18 protein-coding genes and 1 riboswitch are annotated in these 15919 nt (G+C 38.0%); of the genes, 15 read left to right on the forward strand and 3 right to left on the reverse strand.

What is annotated here, in order from left to right:
* The first annotated feature begins 38 nt into the window (after window positions 1-38).
* The 12 genes from AC1Q8N_RS21005 (at window position 39) to sufB (ending at window position 10544) form a co-directional block, all read left to right on the forward strand.
* Entirely contained in the window at window positions 39-383 is a 345-nt protein-coding gene (locus tag AC1Q8N_RS21005; RefSeq protein ID WP_000640866.1) for a toprim domain-containing protein, read from the forward strand.
* Between the two features lie 3 nt (window positions 384-386).
* Entirely contained in the window at window positions 387-695 is a 309-nt protein-coding gene (locus AC1Q8N_RS21010) for a thioredoxin family protein (RefSeq protein ID WP_002008881.1), read from the forward strand.
* A 154-nt stretch (window positions 696-849) separates the two neighbouring features.
* Window positions 850-1194, forward strand: coding sequence for a hypothetical protein (locus tag AC1Q8N_RS21015; protein WP_048542324.1), 345 nt, complete (start codon window positions 850-852; stop codon window positions 1192-1194).
* Between the two features lie 125 nt (window positions 1195-1319).
* A riboswitch (SAM riboswitch) is annotated at window positions 1320-1427 on the forward strand.
* Between the two features lie 299 nt (window positions 1428-1726).
* Window positions 1727-2752, forward strand: a complete 1026-nt coding sequence (locus AC1Q8N_RS21020; protein WP_000601756.1) for a methionine ABC transporter ATP-binding protein — start codon at window positions 1727-1729, stop codon at window positions 2750-2752.
* On the forward strand, window positions 2745-3410 hold the full coding sequence (locus AC1Q8N_RS21025; RefSeq protein ID WP_000359328.1) for a methionine ABC transporter permease: 666 nt from the start codon (window positions 2745-2747) through the stop codon (window positions 3408-3410). The genes AC1Q8N_RS21020 and AC1Q8N_RS21025 overlap by 8 nt, the downstream gene beginning before the upstream one ends.
* Before the next feature lie 23 nt (window positions 3411-3433).
* Complete coding sequence (gene metQ / locus AC1Q8N_RS21030; RefSeq protein ID WP_048542322.1) at window positions 3434-4246, forward strand: methionine ABC transporter substrate-binding lipoprotein MetQ; 813 nt, start codon at window positions 3434-3436, stop codon at window positions 4244-4246.
* 72 nt (window positions 4247-4318) lie between these two features.
* Window positions 4319-5125, forward strand: a complete 807-nt coding sequence (gene metQ, locus AC1Q8N_RS21035; protein WP_098078320.1) for a methionine ABC transporter substrate-binding lipoprotein MetQ — start codon at window positions 4319-4321, stop codon at window positions 5123-5125.
* Between the two features lie 238 nt (window positions 5126-5363).
* A complete protein-coding gene (gene sufC, locus AC1Q8N_RS21040) occupies window positions 5364-6149 on the forward strand; it encodes a Fe-S cluster assembly ATPase SufC (RefSeq protein ID WP_000929163.1) in 786 nt (261 codons plus the stop codon).
* A gap of 15 nt (window positions 6150-6164) precedes the next feature.
* Window positions 6165-7457, forward strand: coding sequence for a Fe-S cluster assembly protein SufD (gene sufD / locus AC1Q8N_RS21045; protein WP_000152176.1), 1293 nt, complete (start codon window positions 6165-6167; stop codon window positions 7455-7457).
* Window positions 7457-8677, forward strand: coding sequence for a cysteine desulfurase SufS (gene sufS / locus AC1Q8N_RS21050; protein WP_001020765.1), 1221 nt, complete (start codon window positions 7457-7459; stop codon window positions 8675-8677). The genes sufD and sufS overlap by 1 nt, the downstream gene beginning before the upstream one ends.
* Complete coding sequence (gene sufU / locus AC1Q8N_RS21055) at window positions 8667-9098, forward strand: Fe-S cluster assembly sulfur transfer protein SufU (RefSeq protein ID WP_000009525.1); 432 nt, start codon at window positions 8667-8669, stop codon at window positions 9096-9098. Before sufS ends, sufU begins: the two co-directional genes overlap by 11 nt.
* Window positions 9099-9146: 48 nt before the next feature.
* Complete coding sequence (gene sufB / locus AC1Q8N_RS21060) at window positions 9147-10544, forward strand: Fe-S cluster assembly protein SufB (protein ID WP_001118829.1); 1398 nt, start codon at window positions 9147-9149, stop codon at window positions 10542-10544.
* Window positions 10545-10836: 292 nt separating this feature from the next.
* On the opposite strand, the gene AC1Q8N_RS21065 is transcribed toward sufB, so the two are convergent.
* Both AC1Q8N_RS21065 and AC1Q8N_RS21070 read right to left on the reverse strand, forming a co-directional pair.
* Window positions 10837-11583, reverse strand: a complete 747-nt coding sequence (locus AC1Q8N_RS21065) for a VanZ family protein (RefSeq protein ID WP_098078317.1) — start codon at window positions 11581-11583, stop codon at window positions 10837-10839.
* The gene (locus AC1Q8N_RS21070) at window positions 11583-11912 is read right to left on the reverse strand and encodes a PadR family transcriptional regulator (RefSeq protein WP_048542314.1); all 330 of its coding nucleotides are present in this window, start codon (window positions 11910-11912) and stop codon (window positions 11583-11585) included. Before AC1Q8N_RS21070 ends, AC1Q8N_RS21065 begins: the two co-directional genes overlap by 1 nt.
* A 345-nt stretch (window positions 11913-12257) precedes the next feature.
* Here AC1Q8N_RS21070 and AC1Q8N_RS21075 point away from each other — a divergent pair, with 345 nt between their 5' ends.
* The 3 genes from AC1Q8N_RS21075 to yunB all read left to right on the forward strand — a co-directional run bounded on the left by AC1Q8N_RS21075 (window position 12258) and on the right by yunB (window position 14803).
* Window positions 12258-13649 (forward strand): bifunctional metallophosphatase/5'-nucleotidase, encoded by a 1392-nt coding sequence (locus AC1Q8N_RS21075; RefSeq protein ID WP_098079709.1) that lies wholly within the window; start codon window positions 12258-12260, stop codon window positions 13647-13649.
* A gap of 65 nt (window positions 13650-13714) precedes the next feature.
* The gene (locus AC1Q8N_RS21080) at window positions 13715-14017 is read left to right on the forward strand and encodes a YunC family protein (RefSeq protein WP_000248463.1); all 303 of its coding nucleotides are present in this window, start codon (window positions 13715-13717) and stop codon (window positions 14015-14017) included.
* Window positions 14018-14071: 54 nt separating this feature from the next.
* On the forward strand, window positions 14072-14803 hold the full coding sequence (gene yunB, locus AC1Q8N_RS21085) for a sporulation protein YunB (protein WP_046954393.1): 732 nt from the start codon (window positions 14072-14074) through the stop codon (window positions 14801-14803).
* A 36-nt stretch (window positions 14804-14839) separates the two neighbouring features.
* Here the strand turns inward: yunB and AC1Q8N_RS21090 are convergent, their stop codons facing one another.
* A complete protein-coding gene (locus AC1Q8N_RS21090; protein ID WP_048542310.1) occupies window positions 14840-15823 on the reverse strand; it encodes a M23 family metallopeptidase in 984 nt (327 codons plus the stop codon).
* Window positions 15824-15919: the final 96 nt, after the last annotated feature.

A 15919-nucleotide genomic window follows, 5' to 3' on the forward strand; every position in this document is an offset into this window, starting at 1 on the left:
TAAAGGTTGTATAGTATATGGTGATCGGGTGATGACATATGATTTATGTAGAAAAAGTCATTATTGTAGAAGGTAAATCAGATAGAAGAAAGATTGAATCTATTATTCGTGAACCGGTGGAAATTGTTTGTACAAATGGTACAATTGGTTTATCGAAAATGGATGAGCTCATTGATCAGTTTTTTGATAAGGAAGTGTATGTACTAGTGGATGCTGATGATGCTGGAGAAAAGTTAAGGAAGCAATTTCGAAAAGAATTTCCGCAAGCAGAGCATATTTACATTGATCGCTCGTACCGAGAAGTGGCAACTGCGCCATCTTCACACTTAGCAAATGTATTATGGGGAGCTGACATTGACGTTTATACAGAATATTTACGGTAAGGAATGATAGAAGTGATTGATTGGACAGGAGCCGAAGCTACAGCCCTAATAGAGAACGAAGAAAAAACAGTGTTATATGTATATACTCCAATGTGTGGAACATGCCAATTAGCAAAAAAGATGTTAACAGTTGTTGAGATGACAATTGAAGACTTGAAAATTGGAATGTTAGATTTAAATTATGCTCCGCATTTAGCGAAAGAGTATGGAATCGAAAGTGTACCGTGTTTACTTGTTTTTGAAAATGGGACACTCATGAAGAAGATATATGCATTTCATTCGGTTGAATATTTATATACGGAATTAAAGTAGGCGGCAAAGTTTTTGCCGCCTCGACATATTTCTCGGGAAATATGTCGAGATGCAGGGTGGTTACAGTATTTGTCGAGCGAAAGTAACAGGATTGCTCTTTAGTGAGAGGGAATGGTATGTGTAATAGAAAGTGATATGAAGGATGTGATTTAGGGTGAAATTATATTCTTTGCTGCAATCATTTGTAAATTACGCTAATGGTCAATATCATTTAGAGCCGCTTTTAAGACAAGGAGAAAAAACTGTTAATTTCCGCTTTGGAGATGAAAGTTGTTCGTTACAAATTTCAAGAGATTATATAGAGCTGCTACATGAGGAAAGAGGAACGGAGCAAATCGTTTGTGTAGATGAGGAAGATGTAAAACAATTGGTGAACGGAAATGTACGATTGCAAACATTAATGAACGATGGACGTGTACAATATTCAGGAACGTATCGAACGATGCTATTAGTCGAATCGATGTTTCATATATGTAAACCGATGTCAGTGGGTGCTTAAAAGTCTGAAGTTTCTTTTTTTACGAAAATTTCTGTTGACATGGCGTATGGATATTGATACAATTCAATTCATAAAATATAGACAATTTCATAAATTACAAATCAGACGAAAATGTAATCTGATTTCTCTTATCAAGAGAGGTGGAGGGACTGTGCCCTGTGAAGCCCGGCAACCGTCAACTTATGTTGAAATGGTGCCAATTCCTGCAAAGCAAATGCTTTGAGAGATGAGAGAGAGGGATAATGTTGTTATATACGCATATAAACCTTTCTGCTTCTCTAAAGCGGAAAGGTTTTTTTATTGTTTGAATGTGGAGGACATTCAAATAATAAAAGTAGTGATAACGGTGGACTACACGCATTAAACATAAAAAATTGCGGAGTCGACCAAAAATCTAGCTTCAGCGGCTAGAACAGTCGGTCGTTTCATCCCTTCCTATGAGGCAAAAAGCGCCTCTACGTCAGGGATTCGGGCGTCCTCTTGTTCTAAACGAGCCGCTTACGCTTTTTAAACAAAAAAAGGGGTGAACATCATGATCTTGTTAGAAAATGTAAAGAAAATATATAAAGCAAAAAGCGGTGATGTCACTGCTGTAGATAATGCCAATTTAAAAATAGACAAAGGTGAAATATTTGGTGTTATCGGATATAGTGGCGCTGGGAAAAGTTCTTTAATCAGATTATTCAATCAGTTAGAGAAACCAACTTCTGGCCAAATTACAATTGCAAATCGTGTGATTTCAGCAATTACAGGGAGTGAACTTCGTAAGGCAAGGCAAGAAATTGGAATGATTTTTCAGCACTTCAATTTACTTTGGTCACGAACTGTACGCGAAAATATCGAGTTCCCACTTGAAATTGCAGGTGTCGATAAGGCGAAGAGAAGAAAACGCGTCGACGAGTTAATTCATCTTGTTGGATTAGAAGGAAGAGGGGACGCGTATCCATCTCAGTTAAGCGGAGGACAAAAGCAACGTGTTGGGATTGCAAGAGCGTTAGCTAACAACCCGCAAGTGCTTTTATGTGATGAAGCAACGTCAGCTCTTGATCCAGAAACGACAGATCAAATTTTAGATTTATTATTAGATATTAATAAGCGTCTCGGTTTAACAATTGTACTCATTACACACGAGATGCACGTGATTCGAAAGATTTGTAATCGAGTGGCGGTAATGGAGAAAGGGAAGATTGTAGAAACGGGTCCAGTACTTGATGTATTCCGCAATCCGCAGAAAGACATTACAAAGCGATTTGTACAGCAGTTAACGGATTCTGAAGATACAAATGAAACGATTGAAAGTTTAATTGAAAAGTATCCAGATGGTAAAGTAGTTCGTTTGCAGTTTATCGGTGAAGCTGTAGAAAGACCAGTACTTCAAAGATTAATGCAACGCAGTGATATAGAAGTTAGCATTTTGCAAGGAAACATCGCCCAAACAAATAACGGCTCTTACGGTAGTTTAGTTGTTCATTTAAATGGTGAGGAAACAGCGATTCAGCAAGCAATAGAGGGAATACATCAAGATCAAGTAGAGCTGGAGGTGATTGCACATGGATAAGTTAATCGCAAATGTTGATTGGAATCAAATGTTAGAAGCAACTGGTGAAACGTTATATATGACGGCAATCGCAGCTCTTGCCACATTTGTATTAGGACTAATTTTAGGATTGTTACTCTTTATGACAGCGAAAGATAATTTATGGGAAAACAAAGCGGTTAACACGGGGATTGGAGCGTTCGTAAACATTTTCCGCTCGATACCGTTCATCATTTTAATCATTTTATTAATCCCATTCACAAAGATTCTGCTTGGAACAATTCTTGGAGCGAGTGCAGCACTTCCAGCTTTAATTATTGGAGCGGCACCATTTTACGCGAGAATGGTTGAAATTGCGCTTCGTGAAATTGATAAAGGTGTAATTGAAGCTTCGAAAGCAATGGGAGCAAAAACAAGCACAATTATTTTGAAAGTGTTAATTCCAGAATCGTTACCAGCATTAGTATCTGGTATTACTGTTACGACAATTGCTTTAGTAGGCTATACAGCGATGGCGGGAGTTGTTGGTGCTGGTGGCCTTGGAACACTTGCTTATTTAGAAGGATTCCAGCGAGGAAATAACGATGTAACAATCGTTGCGACAATTTGTGTATTACTAGTTGTATTTTTCATTCAGTGGATTGGTGATAGTTTAACGACTCGAATAGATAAACGATAATAAAAAACGGGAGGATGTTTCAAATGAAAAAATTATTACTTACAGCACTTATTTCAACTTCAATTTTTGGGTTAGCTGCTTGTGGCGGGAAAGATAAAGATGAAACAAAACTAGTTGTGGGGGCTTCTAACGTACCGCACGCTGAAATTTTAGAAAAGGCTAAACCTTTATTAGAGAAAAAAGGAATTGAATTAGAAATTAAAAAATTCCAAGACTACGTATTACCAAATAAATCGTTAGCGGATAAGGATTTAGATGCAAACTACTTCCAGCACATTCCATATTTAGAAAAAGAAATTAAAGATAAAAAATATGATTTTGAAATAGCAGGGAAAATTCATTTAGAGCCAATTGGTGTATACTCTCAAAAATATAAGAGCTTAAAAGAACTTCCGGACGGGGCGACAATTATTATGAGTAATTCCGTTACTGACCATGGACGTGGTTTAGCAATTTTACAAAAAGAAGGCATTTTAAAAATTAAAGACGGAGTAGATCCAGTTAGTGCAACTCCAAAAGATATTGCAGATAATCCGAAAAACTTAAAGTTTAAAACGGATATTGAGCCTGGTTTATTACCACAAGTGTATAACAATAAAGAAGGCGACGCTGTTTTAATTAACTCGAACTATGCAATTGATGCGAAATTAAATCCAGAAAAAGATGCAATTGCAATTGAAGGCGATGATTCTCCGTACGCAAACGTATTAGTGGTTCGCAAAGGTGATAAAGATAAAAAAGCGATTAAAGAGCTTGTAGAAGTATTGCATTCTAAAGAAATTGAAGACTTTATTAATAAAGAATATAAAGGAGCGGTTGTTCCTGTAAAAGAATAATTGCTGAAAAGGGCTGGTGTATGCCGGCCCTTTTTTATAACTACATAACTATAGGGGAGAAGGGGACATCATATGAAAAAGATTCTACTGTCAGTTGTTACAGCACTGTCTGTATTTACATTAGCTGCTTGCGGAGGGAAAGAAGAGAATAAGCTTGTTGTGGGAGCTTCTAACGTGCCGCACGCTGTTATTTTAGAAAAGGCACAGCCGATACTAGAGAAAAAGGGCATTAAATTAGAGATTAAAAAGTTCCAGGATTATGTTTTGCCGAATAAAGCGTTAGCGGATAAGGAAATTGATGCGAACTACTTCCAACACATTCCTTACTTAGATAAAGAAATTCAAGAAAAGGGATATAAAATTGTAAACGCAGGAAAAATCCATTTAGAGCCAATGGGCATTTATTCTAAGAAATATAAAAGTTTAAAAGAATTGCCAGATGGCGGAACAGTTATTATGAGTAATAACGTAGCGGAGCGTGGCCGTATGCTCGCATTGTTACAAAAAGGCGGCGTTATTAAATTAAAAGACGGTGTAGATGTTGTTAAAGCGACAGTAAAAGATGTTGTAGAAAATCCGAAAAACTTAAAGTTTAAAACAGATGTAGAGCCTGGATTGTCACCAAAGCTGTATGAAAATAATGAAGGTGATGCTTTATTCATTAATTCAAACTATGCAATTGATGCGAAATTAAATCCAGCAAAGGATGCAATTGCGATTGAAGGATCAGACTCTCCGTATGCAAATATTATTGCAGTTCGTAAAGGTAACGAGAAGAAAAAAGAAATTAAAGAATTAGTAGAAGTATTGCATTCAAAAGAAATTCAAGACTTTATTAATAAAGAATATAAAGGTGCTGTACTTCCGGTAAGTGAATAAACACAAGGAAAGGACTGGGAAATTTACAGTCCTTTTTTCTTTATATAAATAAGAAGAAAGGTGTATTATATAAGGATGCAAGGGAAATACTTATATACATTTGTGAAAAAATTGTTACTTTTTTTCGTCGTTTGCGATATCATTTTATTTGATATAAGATTAGAATGAGAATAAAATGAGAATATGAACGTTTTAGGAATTTTTAAAATGTATATATAGGATTAATGGAGGTATTGAGATGGCTGGTTCTACATTAACGGTTAAAGACTTACACGTATCAATTGATGGCAAAGAAATTTTAAAAGGTGTAAACCTTGAAGTAAAAGGTGGAGAAATCCACGCAATTATGGGACCTAACGGAACAGGTAAATCAACTTTATCTTCTGCGATTATGGGTCACCCAAAGTATGAAGTAACAGAAGGTAGCATCATCATCGACGGTGAAGATGTATTAGAAATGGAAGTAGACGAGCGCGCACAAGCAGGTCTATTTCTAGCAATGCAATATCCAAGTGAAATTAGCGGAGTAACAAACGCTGACTTCTTACGTTCTGCAATTAATGCACGTCGTGAAGAGGGCGATGAAATTTCTCTTATGAAATTTATCCGTACATTAGATAAAAACATGGAATTCCTAGAAATGGATCCAGAAATGGCACAACGTTACTTAAACGAAGGTTTCTCTGGTGGAGAGAAAAAGCGTAACGAAATCCTTCAATTAATGATGATTGAGCCAAAAATCGCAATCTTAGATGAAATCGACTCAGGTCTTGATATCGATGCATTAAAAGTTGTATCTAAAGGTATTAACCAAATGCGCGGCGAAGAGTTCGGTTGCCTAATGATTACGCATTACCAACGTTTATTAAACTACATCACTCCAGACTTCGTTCACGTTATGATGAACGGTCGTATCGTTAAATCTGGTGGTCCTGAGCTTGCACAACGTCTAGAAGCTGAAGGTTATGACTGGATTAAAAAAGAATTAGGTATTGAAGACGAAACAACAGAGCAAGAAGCGTAAGAGAGGAGCATAAACATGACAATCGGTACATTACCTTTCGATCAAGAAACAATCCGTCAACGCGCAAGCGAAGTAAACGAAGCTGCTTGGTTGACTGAGTTCCGCTTACAAGCTCTTGCACAAGCAACTGAACTTCCAATGCCAACGCCTGATAAAACGAAAATTGAAAAATGGGACTTTATCGGAAAAGGCGACGCTGCTAAGCAAGAGCCTGTAAGTTCTTTAACAGAGCTTCCAGAAGCAGTGAAAAACTTAATCGATGAAAATAACAGCGTATTAGTACAACGTACTGGTACAACTGCATTCGTTTCTTTAGCAGACGAAGCAAAAGAAAAAGGTGTTATTTTTACAGACATCGTAACAGCTGCAACAGAGCATGCTGAACTATTACAAAAGTATTTAATGAAAGACGGCGTGAAGGTAGACGAGCATCGTTTAACTGCACTTCATGCTGCATTAATCAACGGCGGTGCATTTGTATATGTTCCGAAAAACGTTGTTCTTGAAACTCCACTTCAAGCTGTATTCTTAGTAGACGGCGAAGAAGCTAACGTATATAACCACGTATTATTCGTAGCTGATGCGAACAGTACTGCAACTTATGTAGAAAACTACGTTGCAAATGAAAATGCTAAAGGTATTGCAAATATCGTAGCAGAAGTAATCGTGGAACAAGGCGCACAAGTTAAATTTGGTGCGGTTGATCTATTAGCAAAAGACGTAACAACTTACGTTAACCGCCGCGGAATTGTTGGACGCGACGGCCGCATTGATTGGGCTCTAGGCCTTATGAATGACGGAAACACAATTTCAGAGAACGTTACGAATTTAATGGGCGACGGATCATATGCTGATACGAAAACAGTAACAATTGGTCGTGGTAACCAAACACAAAACTTTACAACTAAAGTTGTTCACTTCGGTAAACACTCTGAAGGTTGGATTTTAAAACACGGTGTACAAAAAGATAGTGCAACATCTATCTTTAACGGAATTGGTAAGATTGAACACGGTGCATCTAAATCAAATGCACAACAATCTTCTCGCGTTCTTATGTTAGATGAAAAAGCTCGCGGTGATGCAAACCCAATTCTTTTAATCGACGAAGATGATGTAATGGCAGGTCACGCAGCTTCAGTAGGCCGCGTAGATCCGTACCAATTATACTACTTGATGAGCCGTGGTATTCCAAAACGCGAAGCAGAACGTTTAGTCATCCATGGATTCTTAGCACCTGTAGTAAATGAGCTTCCAATTGAAGGAGTAAAAGCACAGCTTGTTGAGGTAATTGAAAGGAAAGTTCGCTAATGAATATTCATGAAATACGCAAACAGTTTCCAATTCTTGATCAAAAAGTGAACGGCAAACAACTTGTATATTTCGATAGTGCAGCAACTTCTCAAAAACCAATTCAAGTCATTGAAACGTTAGAACGTTACTATAAAGAGTATAATTCTAACGTGCATCGTGGTGTTCATACGCTCGGTACGAAAGCTACCGACGCGTATGAAGGTGCACGCGAGAAAGTTCGCAAGTTTATTAACGCGAAATCAATGGAAGAGATTATTTTCACGCGCGGAACGACAACTGCATTAAATACAGTAGCGGCTAGCTATGGTCTTGAAAATGTAAAAGAAGGCGATGAAATCGTTATTTCTTACATGGAGCACCATAGTAACATCATTCCGTGGCAGCAAGTTGCGAAGAAAACTGGTGCAACTTTAAAATACCTTCCGCTTCAACCAGACGGTACAATTTCTTTAGAAGATGTTCGTCAAACAGTTACACCGAATACAAAAATCGTTTCTATTATGCAAGTATCAAACGTACTTGGAACGATTAACCCGGTAAAAGAAATCGGAGCAATCGCACACGAAAACGGTGCAATCATGATCGTTGATGGAGCACAAAGTGCACCTCATATGAAAGTGGATGTACAAGATTTAAACTGTGATTTCTACGCATTATCTGCTCATAAGATGTGCGGACCTACAGGTATCGGCGTATTATATGGTAAAAAAGAATTGCTGAACAATATGGAGCCAATTGAATTTGGCGGTGAAATGATTGATTTCGTAGATTTACAAGAATCTACTTGGAAAGAGCTTCCGTGGAAGTTTGAAGCAGGTACACCGATTATCGGTAATGCAATCGGACTTGGTGCGGCAATTGATTTCCTAGAAGAAATCGGTCTTCATAATATTGAAAAGCATGAACATGAATTAGCGCAATATGCTTTAGAAAGACTATCAGAAGTAGATGGCGTTACAATTTACGGTCCAAAGCATCGCGCTGGTCTTGTTACATTTAATATTGAAGACGTACATCCTCATGATGTAGCAACTGTATTAGATGTAGAAGGCATTGCGGTTCGCGCAGGACACCACTGTGCACAACCGCTTATGAAGTGGCTGAAAGCTTCTTCTACAGCACGTGCGAGCTTCTATTTATATAATACAAAAGAAGAAATTGATACATTTGTTGAATCACTAATCAAGACAAAGGAGTATTTCACAAATGTCATTTAATAATTTAGATACGTTATACCGTCAAGTTATTATGGATCATTATAAGAATCCTCGTAACAATGGCGTGTTAGAAGATAGTGTTACTGTTAACTTGAACAATCCAACTTGCGGCGATCGTATTCAACTTACGATGAAAGTAGAAGAAGGTATTGTACAAGAGGCGAAGTTTGAAGGAGAAGGGTGTTCTATCTCAATGTCTTCAGCTTCGATGATGACACAAGCAGTAAAAGGTAAGAAAATTGAAGAGGCACTTCAGCTTTCTAAAATTTTCTCTGACATGATGCTAGGAAAAGAGTACGATGACAGCATTGATTTAGGAGATATTGAAGCATTACAAGGCGTATGCAAGTTCCCTGCACGTATTAAATGTGCAACATTAGCGTGGAAAGCGTTAGAAAAGGGCTTAAACGAAGATAAGTAATGTTAAAGGTTCCTAAAAACGAGGTTATCTAAGGAGGGACACACCAACATGGCGAAGCAACTGCCAGATATCGGCGATTATAAATATGGTTTCAAAGACAAAGACGTTTCGATTTTCCGTGCTGGACGCGGTTTAACAAAAGAAATCGTTGAAGAGATTTCACGTATGAAAGAAGAACCACAGTGGATGTTAGACTTCCGTTTAAAATCACTGGATAAGTTCTATGAAATGCCAATGCCACAATGGGGCGGCGACTTAAACGACTTAGATTTCGATGAAATTACGTACTACGTAAAACCATCTGAGAAATCTGAGAAGTCTTGGGATGAAGTACCTGAGGAAATTAAAGCGACATTTGATAAATTAGGTATTCCTGAAGCGGAGCAAAAATATTTAGCTGGTGTATCTGCACAGTACGAATCTGAAGTTGTATATCACAACATGAAAGAAGACCTAGAAGCTCTAGGAATCGTCTTCAAAGATACAGATAGCGCATTAAAAGAGAACGAAGATATTTTCCGTGAGCATTTCGGAAAAGTAATCCCACCAACAGACAACAAATTCTCTGCATTAAACTCTGCAGTTTGGTCTGGTGGATCATTCATCTACGTTCCAAAAGGTATTAAAGTGGATACACCACTTCAAGCGTACTTCCGTATTAACTCTGAAAATATGGGACAATTCGAGCGTACGCTTATCATCGTAGACGAAGGCGCACACGTACACTACGTAGAAGGTTGTACAGCACCTGTTTACACGACTAACTCACTTCACAGTGCGGTAGTAGAAATCATCATTAAGAAAGATGCATATTGCCGTTATACAACAATCCAAAACTGGGCGAACAACGTATACAACCTAGTTACAAAACGTGCGGTTTGTGAAGAAAACGCAACGATGGAATGGATTGACGGTAATATCGGATCTAAATTAACGATGAAATACCCAGCAGTTATCTTAAAAGGCGAAGGCGCTCGTGGTTTAACATTATCTATCGCGATTGCTGGTAAAGGCCAACATCAAGATGCTGGTGCGAAAATGATTCACTTAGCACCAAACACGTCTTCAACAATCGTTTCTAAATCGATTGCGAAGCATGGTGGTAAAGTAACTTACCGTGGTATCGTACAATTCGGACCAAAAGCGAAAAACTCTCGCTCTAACATCGAGTGTGACACGTTAATCATGGATAACCAATCTACATCTGATACAATTCCTTACAACGAAATCAAAAACGATTACGTTTCACTTGAACACGAAGCGAAAGTATCGAAAGTATCAGAAGAACAATTATTCTACCTAATGAGCCGCGGTATTTCTGAGCAAGAAGCTACAGAAATGATCGTAATGGGCTTCATCGAGCCATTCACTCGCGAACTTCCAATGGAATACGCAGTTGAAATGAACCGCCTAATCAAGTTTGAGATGGAAGGTTCTATCGGTTAATATTTAAAGTGGAAGCGGCTCGTTCAGAATGTGAGGGGGATGGAGCTTCTGACGTAGAGGCGCTTTTTGCCTCATAGGAAGAAGTGAAGCCACCGAACATTCTAGCCGCTGGAACTGGATAATATATGTATGAAGAAAGCGCCCTGCTATGCAGGGCGCTTTTTTATGTTGTGCTTGATTGGGTTCAGTTTAGGTCAGTTCAGGGCAGGCTGGGCTATCCAGTCGGTGTTTAATTAAATATATCGACTTATCAACAAATTACGACAGGAAGAACAGGCTGTATACCCCGAACCTATATCGTATCCACCTTATCCACAGATTTAATACGCTCCCAAATATGTTTCATCCCAATGAAAGAACCATACCCAATTAAAGCACCTAACATATTCAATATGATGTCATCAATATCGAAAACACCAGTAAAAGTAAGGAGTTGTAATGATTCAATTAATAAAATAAACTTAATGAAAATTTTTGATGCCATTTTTACATTGTTTATTTGTTTAAATAATAACGGCAGAAGGAATCCAAATGGGATAAATATGATGACGTTCCCTAATGTATTCATAAGTATGATTTCTATATTATAAGGATCTAGTAAATGAGTAGGATCGAATCCACTTAAATAGCGGATTGTACTTTTGAGTGGAATTAAGTTTATTAACCCACCGTGTATAGAATGCCAGTCACCTGTTTCAAAGAAGTACTTCAGATTACCAAAGTAAAAAGCTGGCCTCCCGAGCAACAGTTTAAATAATAAAACAAATGAATACGGTAAAAATAATCCCCAACCAATCCACTGTACATATTTTTGCGTAGAAGATTGCATCGCTTTTTCAATTTCAGTTCCTAAAGTAGAGGCTTCTCCGAAGTTTTGAATGGCTAATGTAGTAGCTTCTTCTTCAGATTTTCCTTGATCGAGAAATTCTTGTTTTAAACTTGTAAGATGATCATAAATTTCGAAGTATAGTTCGTCTCTATCAGATTGCGCTAGGTTTGTTTTTTGAACAATACTCGTTATGTATTCTTCAATCGTCATTAATTTAAAGCTCCTTTCTGACAAGTTTTAATAAGAGCTGTAACTGAATCCCACGCTGTTAGTTTTTCTTCTAAAATTTTCTTTCCGCTCGTAGTAATGCGATAAAACTTTCGTTTCATACCAGTTTCAGATTCACCCCAGTAGGAATTGATTAAATCCTTTTGTTCCATACGTTTGAGTGCTGGATAGAGTGTACCTTGGCTCATCGTGTATAGATCGTTGCTGTTTTCTTTTAGCTTTTGAATAATTTCATATCCGTACGTATCGTGTTGTTTAATGATGGAGAGAAGTAAAATATCAATACTTCCTTTTAATATCTCTTTATCCATTTTATGGTTCACCACCTTATGAGGAAATTGTAACACGACATATGTCGTATTACAAGGTATATATGTAGAATAATCCTCCATATAGGAGTTGGTAAAACACTCTTCGCCAAGCCGCCCAACAAACTTACTGACAAATGTCGCCCCTCTGACTAATCCACAGATTTGAAAAAATAAAATTTCTCATATTAAAAGGGCAACCTTTGGCTTTTTCTTATAATGCGAGTACAATGTAAAATAGCAAGAAAAGACGAAAAGTATTTACAGGATTATTGCGTACGTGTAGCGTAAATGGCAGTAAGGAACTGAGAGGAGGTTTTTTCTCTGAATATAAATAAAGAAACAATCATCCACCTTTATCATACAAACGATATACATAGTCATTTTGAAAATTGGCCGCAAATTTCTCGGTTTGTACAAGGGGAGAAAAAGCGAAGACAGGAAGCGGGAGAGACCGTTTTGACGGTTGATATCGGCGATCATGTGGATCGTTTTCATAGTATTTCGGAAGCGACGAATGGACTTGGCAATACGAAGCTTTTGAATGAGGCGTTATATGATTATGTAACAATCGGAAATAATGAAGGAATTACGTTAGCGAAGGAGCATTTGAATCGTCTATATGATGATGCTGGATTTGAGGTGCTCGTTGCGAATTTATTTGAAAAAGAAGGTGTACGTCCGGAGTGGGCAAAGCCTTATAAATTACATACAACGACAGATGGAATTACGATTGCCTTTATCGGACTAACAGTAGCGTACCCAGAGTTTTATCATATGCTCGATTGGCATATTGAAGATCCGCTTATCCATTTAGAGTCTATTTTAGAAGAAGTGCGAGATGAGGCTCATATTACCGTTGTCCTTTCTCATCTTGGAAAAAGCATGGATGAGTATATGGCAGAGCATTATGATATAGATGTTATTTTAGGTGCACATACGCACCATTTATTTGAGCGTGGCATTCTTATGAATAATACTTTACTTTGTTGTTGTGAAAAGTGGGGACGTTACGTTGGGCACGTTCAGCTTACTGTGGATAAAGAGACGAAGAAGCTGTTGAAAAAGGACGGTAGAGCGATTAAGACAGAACGTTTAGGTGCTTATAGCAAACCGTTATCCACAATTGAATTGCTACAGGAAGAAAGTAAACATATTATGGCAGAGCCTGTCGTTCATTTAAAGGAATCATTACCGGTCAATTGGTTTCATGAGACGGTATTTTCGCACATGTTAGCAAGTGCGCTGAAAACGTGGTGCGATGCAGAAATTGGAATGGTGAACGCTGGTGTGCTATTAGAGGGATTAAATGAAGGTGTTGTGACGCGCGGAGATATTCACAGAATTTGTCCACATCCAATTAATCCATGTTTATTAAAAGTGCCGGGGAAAACGTTAAGAGAAGTTATTTTGAAAGCACGTCGCCCGAATATGGAGAACCTTGAGGTAAAAGGATTCGGATTTCGTGGAAAAGTGATGGGGAAAATGATTTACGCTGGTGTCGAAGTCATTCCAGATATGATTCCTGGGAATAAAATTTTACTGGAAGACGTATTGATTAACGGGGAATCGCTGGAATTAGATCGTATATATACGGTAGGAACGATTGATATGTTTACATTCGGATACTTATACCCAGAGCTATCCACACTTTCTGACAAACAATATTATATGCCAGAGTTACTCAGAGATGTGTTAACAGACGTGTTGATAACTCATACATCTTCCGTCAAACTATAGGCTAGTTAACTTGTAACACTCATTTTTCTCTTGTCATACAGATAAGAAAGAGAGGAGTGTGAACTATGGTTAATGTAGAGCCAATTATAATCGATAATTATACGTTTATTGCGGTTAGCGTCAAACTTCCAAAGACAAATTTGCTAGCTGTAATGAGCGATAAAGGATATATTATGTGCGGTGCATTAGATGTAGGTCTTTTAAATGAGAAGTTAGGTGATCGAGGAATTATTGCTGGCCGTGCGGTTGGTGTAAGAACGATTGAACAACTTCTTGAAGCGCCGCTAGAATCAGTAACGATTGAGGCCGAAGCATTAGGTATTACGGCAGGCACAATCGGAAAAGAAGCATTATTAAAAATGAGATAAGCATATATCGTCCCTCCTTCTTGCATAGAAATGATATAAGAAGGAGGTTTTTTTATGAGTATATTTCGTTCGAAAAATTCGCGGTTTCGAAGGGGACCAATTTCCTTTCGGCACATACTGCTTATGTCGTTTATTCTTTTTGTCATATTACTCGTGCAAGGATTATGGATTGTGAATAAAAGCATTCAGCCGACATTACTTAAATATGGGGAAGTAGAGACACATAAAATGGCGACAGCGGTTATGACGAAGGCGGTAAAAGATAGAATTAATGAAGGGTTTGATGTCGATTCATTAATGAAAGTACAAAATGATAAAAACGGAAAAGTATCCACAATTAATTTAAATACGAAGCAAGTAAATGAAATCGTAACGTCAACGACCACATACATAGAAAAATATTTACAGCAAGTAGAACAAGGTGATTTGAAGGGGCTAGGTATTTCTGAAAAAAATGGAGCAACGATGGCAGTTCCTTTTGGTCGTGTAACGGATAATGCGCTTCTTGGAAATATAGGTCCCGATATTCCAATTGATTTCACGACGATTGGTCATGTGAATACGGATATTAAACAAAAAATTGAACCGCACGGGATCAATACGACAGCGATTCAAATTATTATGGAGATGGAAGTTACGTTGCAAGTAATTATTCCATTTCATACGAAAGAAATAAAGGTAAAACAAGACGTTCCGATTGCAACGCGCATTGTTCAAGGGGAAGTACCTACTTATTATGGAAGCGGGAGTGTTGTTGTACCTGATAAAAAGAAAACGGATAGTTAGCCGAATTAAAAAAATAACCGTAGCATATTGCTACGGTTATCGCTTTGTATTCGTGCGTTCTTTTCGCTCCCAAAGACTTAAATGCATGTATGGATCGAAAGCCCATTCTGTATAACCATTGTCTTTATACATGCCGAAATGTAGGTGGGGCGGGAATTTTCCAGCTGTGCCGGGAGGGCCGTAACCGGTGCTACCGACAAATCCGATTACTTTTCCAGGCTCGACAATTTGTCCAAGCTGTATTTCTTTTGAGAATCCACCTAAATGAGCGTAATAATGGTAATTATTATGAAGGTCACGAATGCCGATGCGCCATCCGCCAAGACGATTCCAACCTTTTGTTTCAATAATGCCATAGCAAGTGGATCTTACTGGTACGCCATAGCCAGCAAAAATATCGGTTCCTTCATGAACTCTTCTTCCCCCGAAACTTCTTCCAGCACCGAAAGTACTACGGTAGCTATGGTCACTACGAATCGGAAGAGGAAAAGCATTTCCTTCTAAATTAATACGCCCATAATGTTTATAAATTCCGGCGTATTCGGTAATTAAATCAACTGTTTTCGCACGTCTATAATATTCCCAAAGCATAATGTGAATACGGTCTTCGGACGTTCCTTGTTTCTTTAAAATCGTTGCTGCTGTATGCAGAAGATCACGATCGTTATTTGCGTTTGCAAATCCATCTTTGTCACCATCTAAACCCAATCCGCCAAATAAAGAAATTGTATGAGGGAGAGTGTCGTTACCATTAACGGGTCCAGCCCATATTTCTGGTTTGAAATAAAGGGAAATGATGGCATCTGGTTTTTTCGGAATGTCTTTTCTTACGCTCCGTATATTTCTTTCGTATTGATCCATTGCAGCTAAGTAATACCACGGAATGCCTGAAGATTGCTCTGTTTCTTTATATAGTGCCATGCGCTTTTCGTATATGCTTTGCTGATTATCTTCACCGTAAGCGATGTTTTGGTGGAGAAGAAAGCAAATCGAAAGCAAAAGAGAAATTTTTCGAAGCATGAAATAGACTCCTTTCACAACATCACTCTTTTTAGTGTGGGATATACGGAGTATTTCATTATAGGGAACGATTGGAAAAAATCTTAGAATCTTCAT

It is taken from the genome of Bacillus sp. GW823-FHT06B01, from assembly GCF_058952315.1.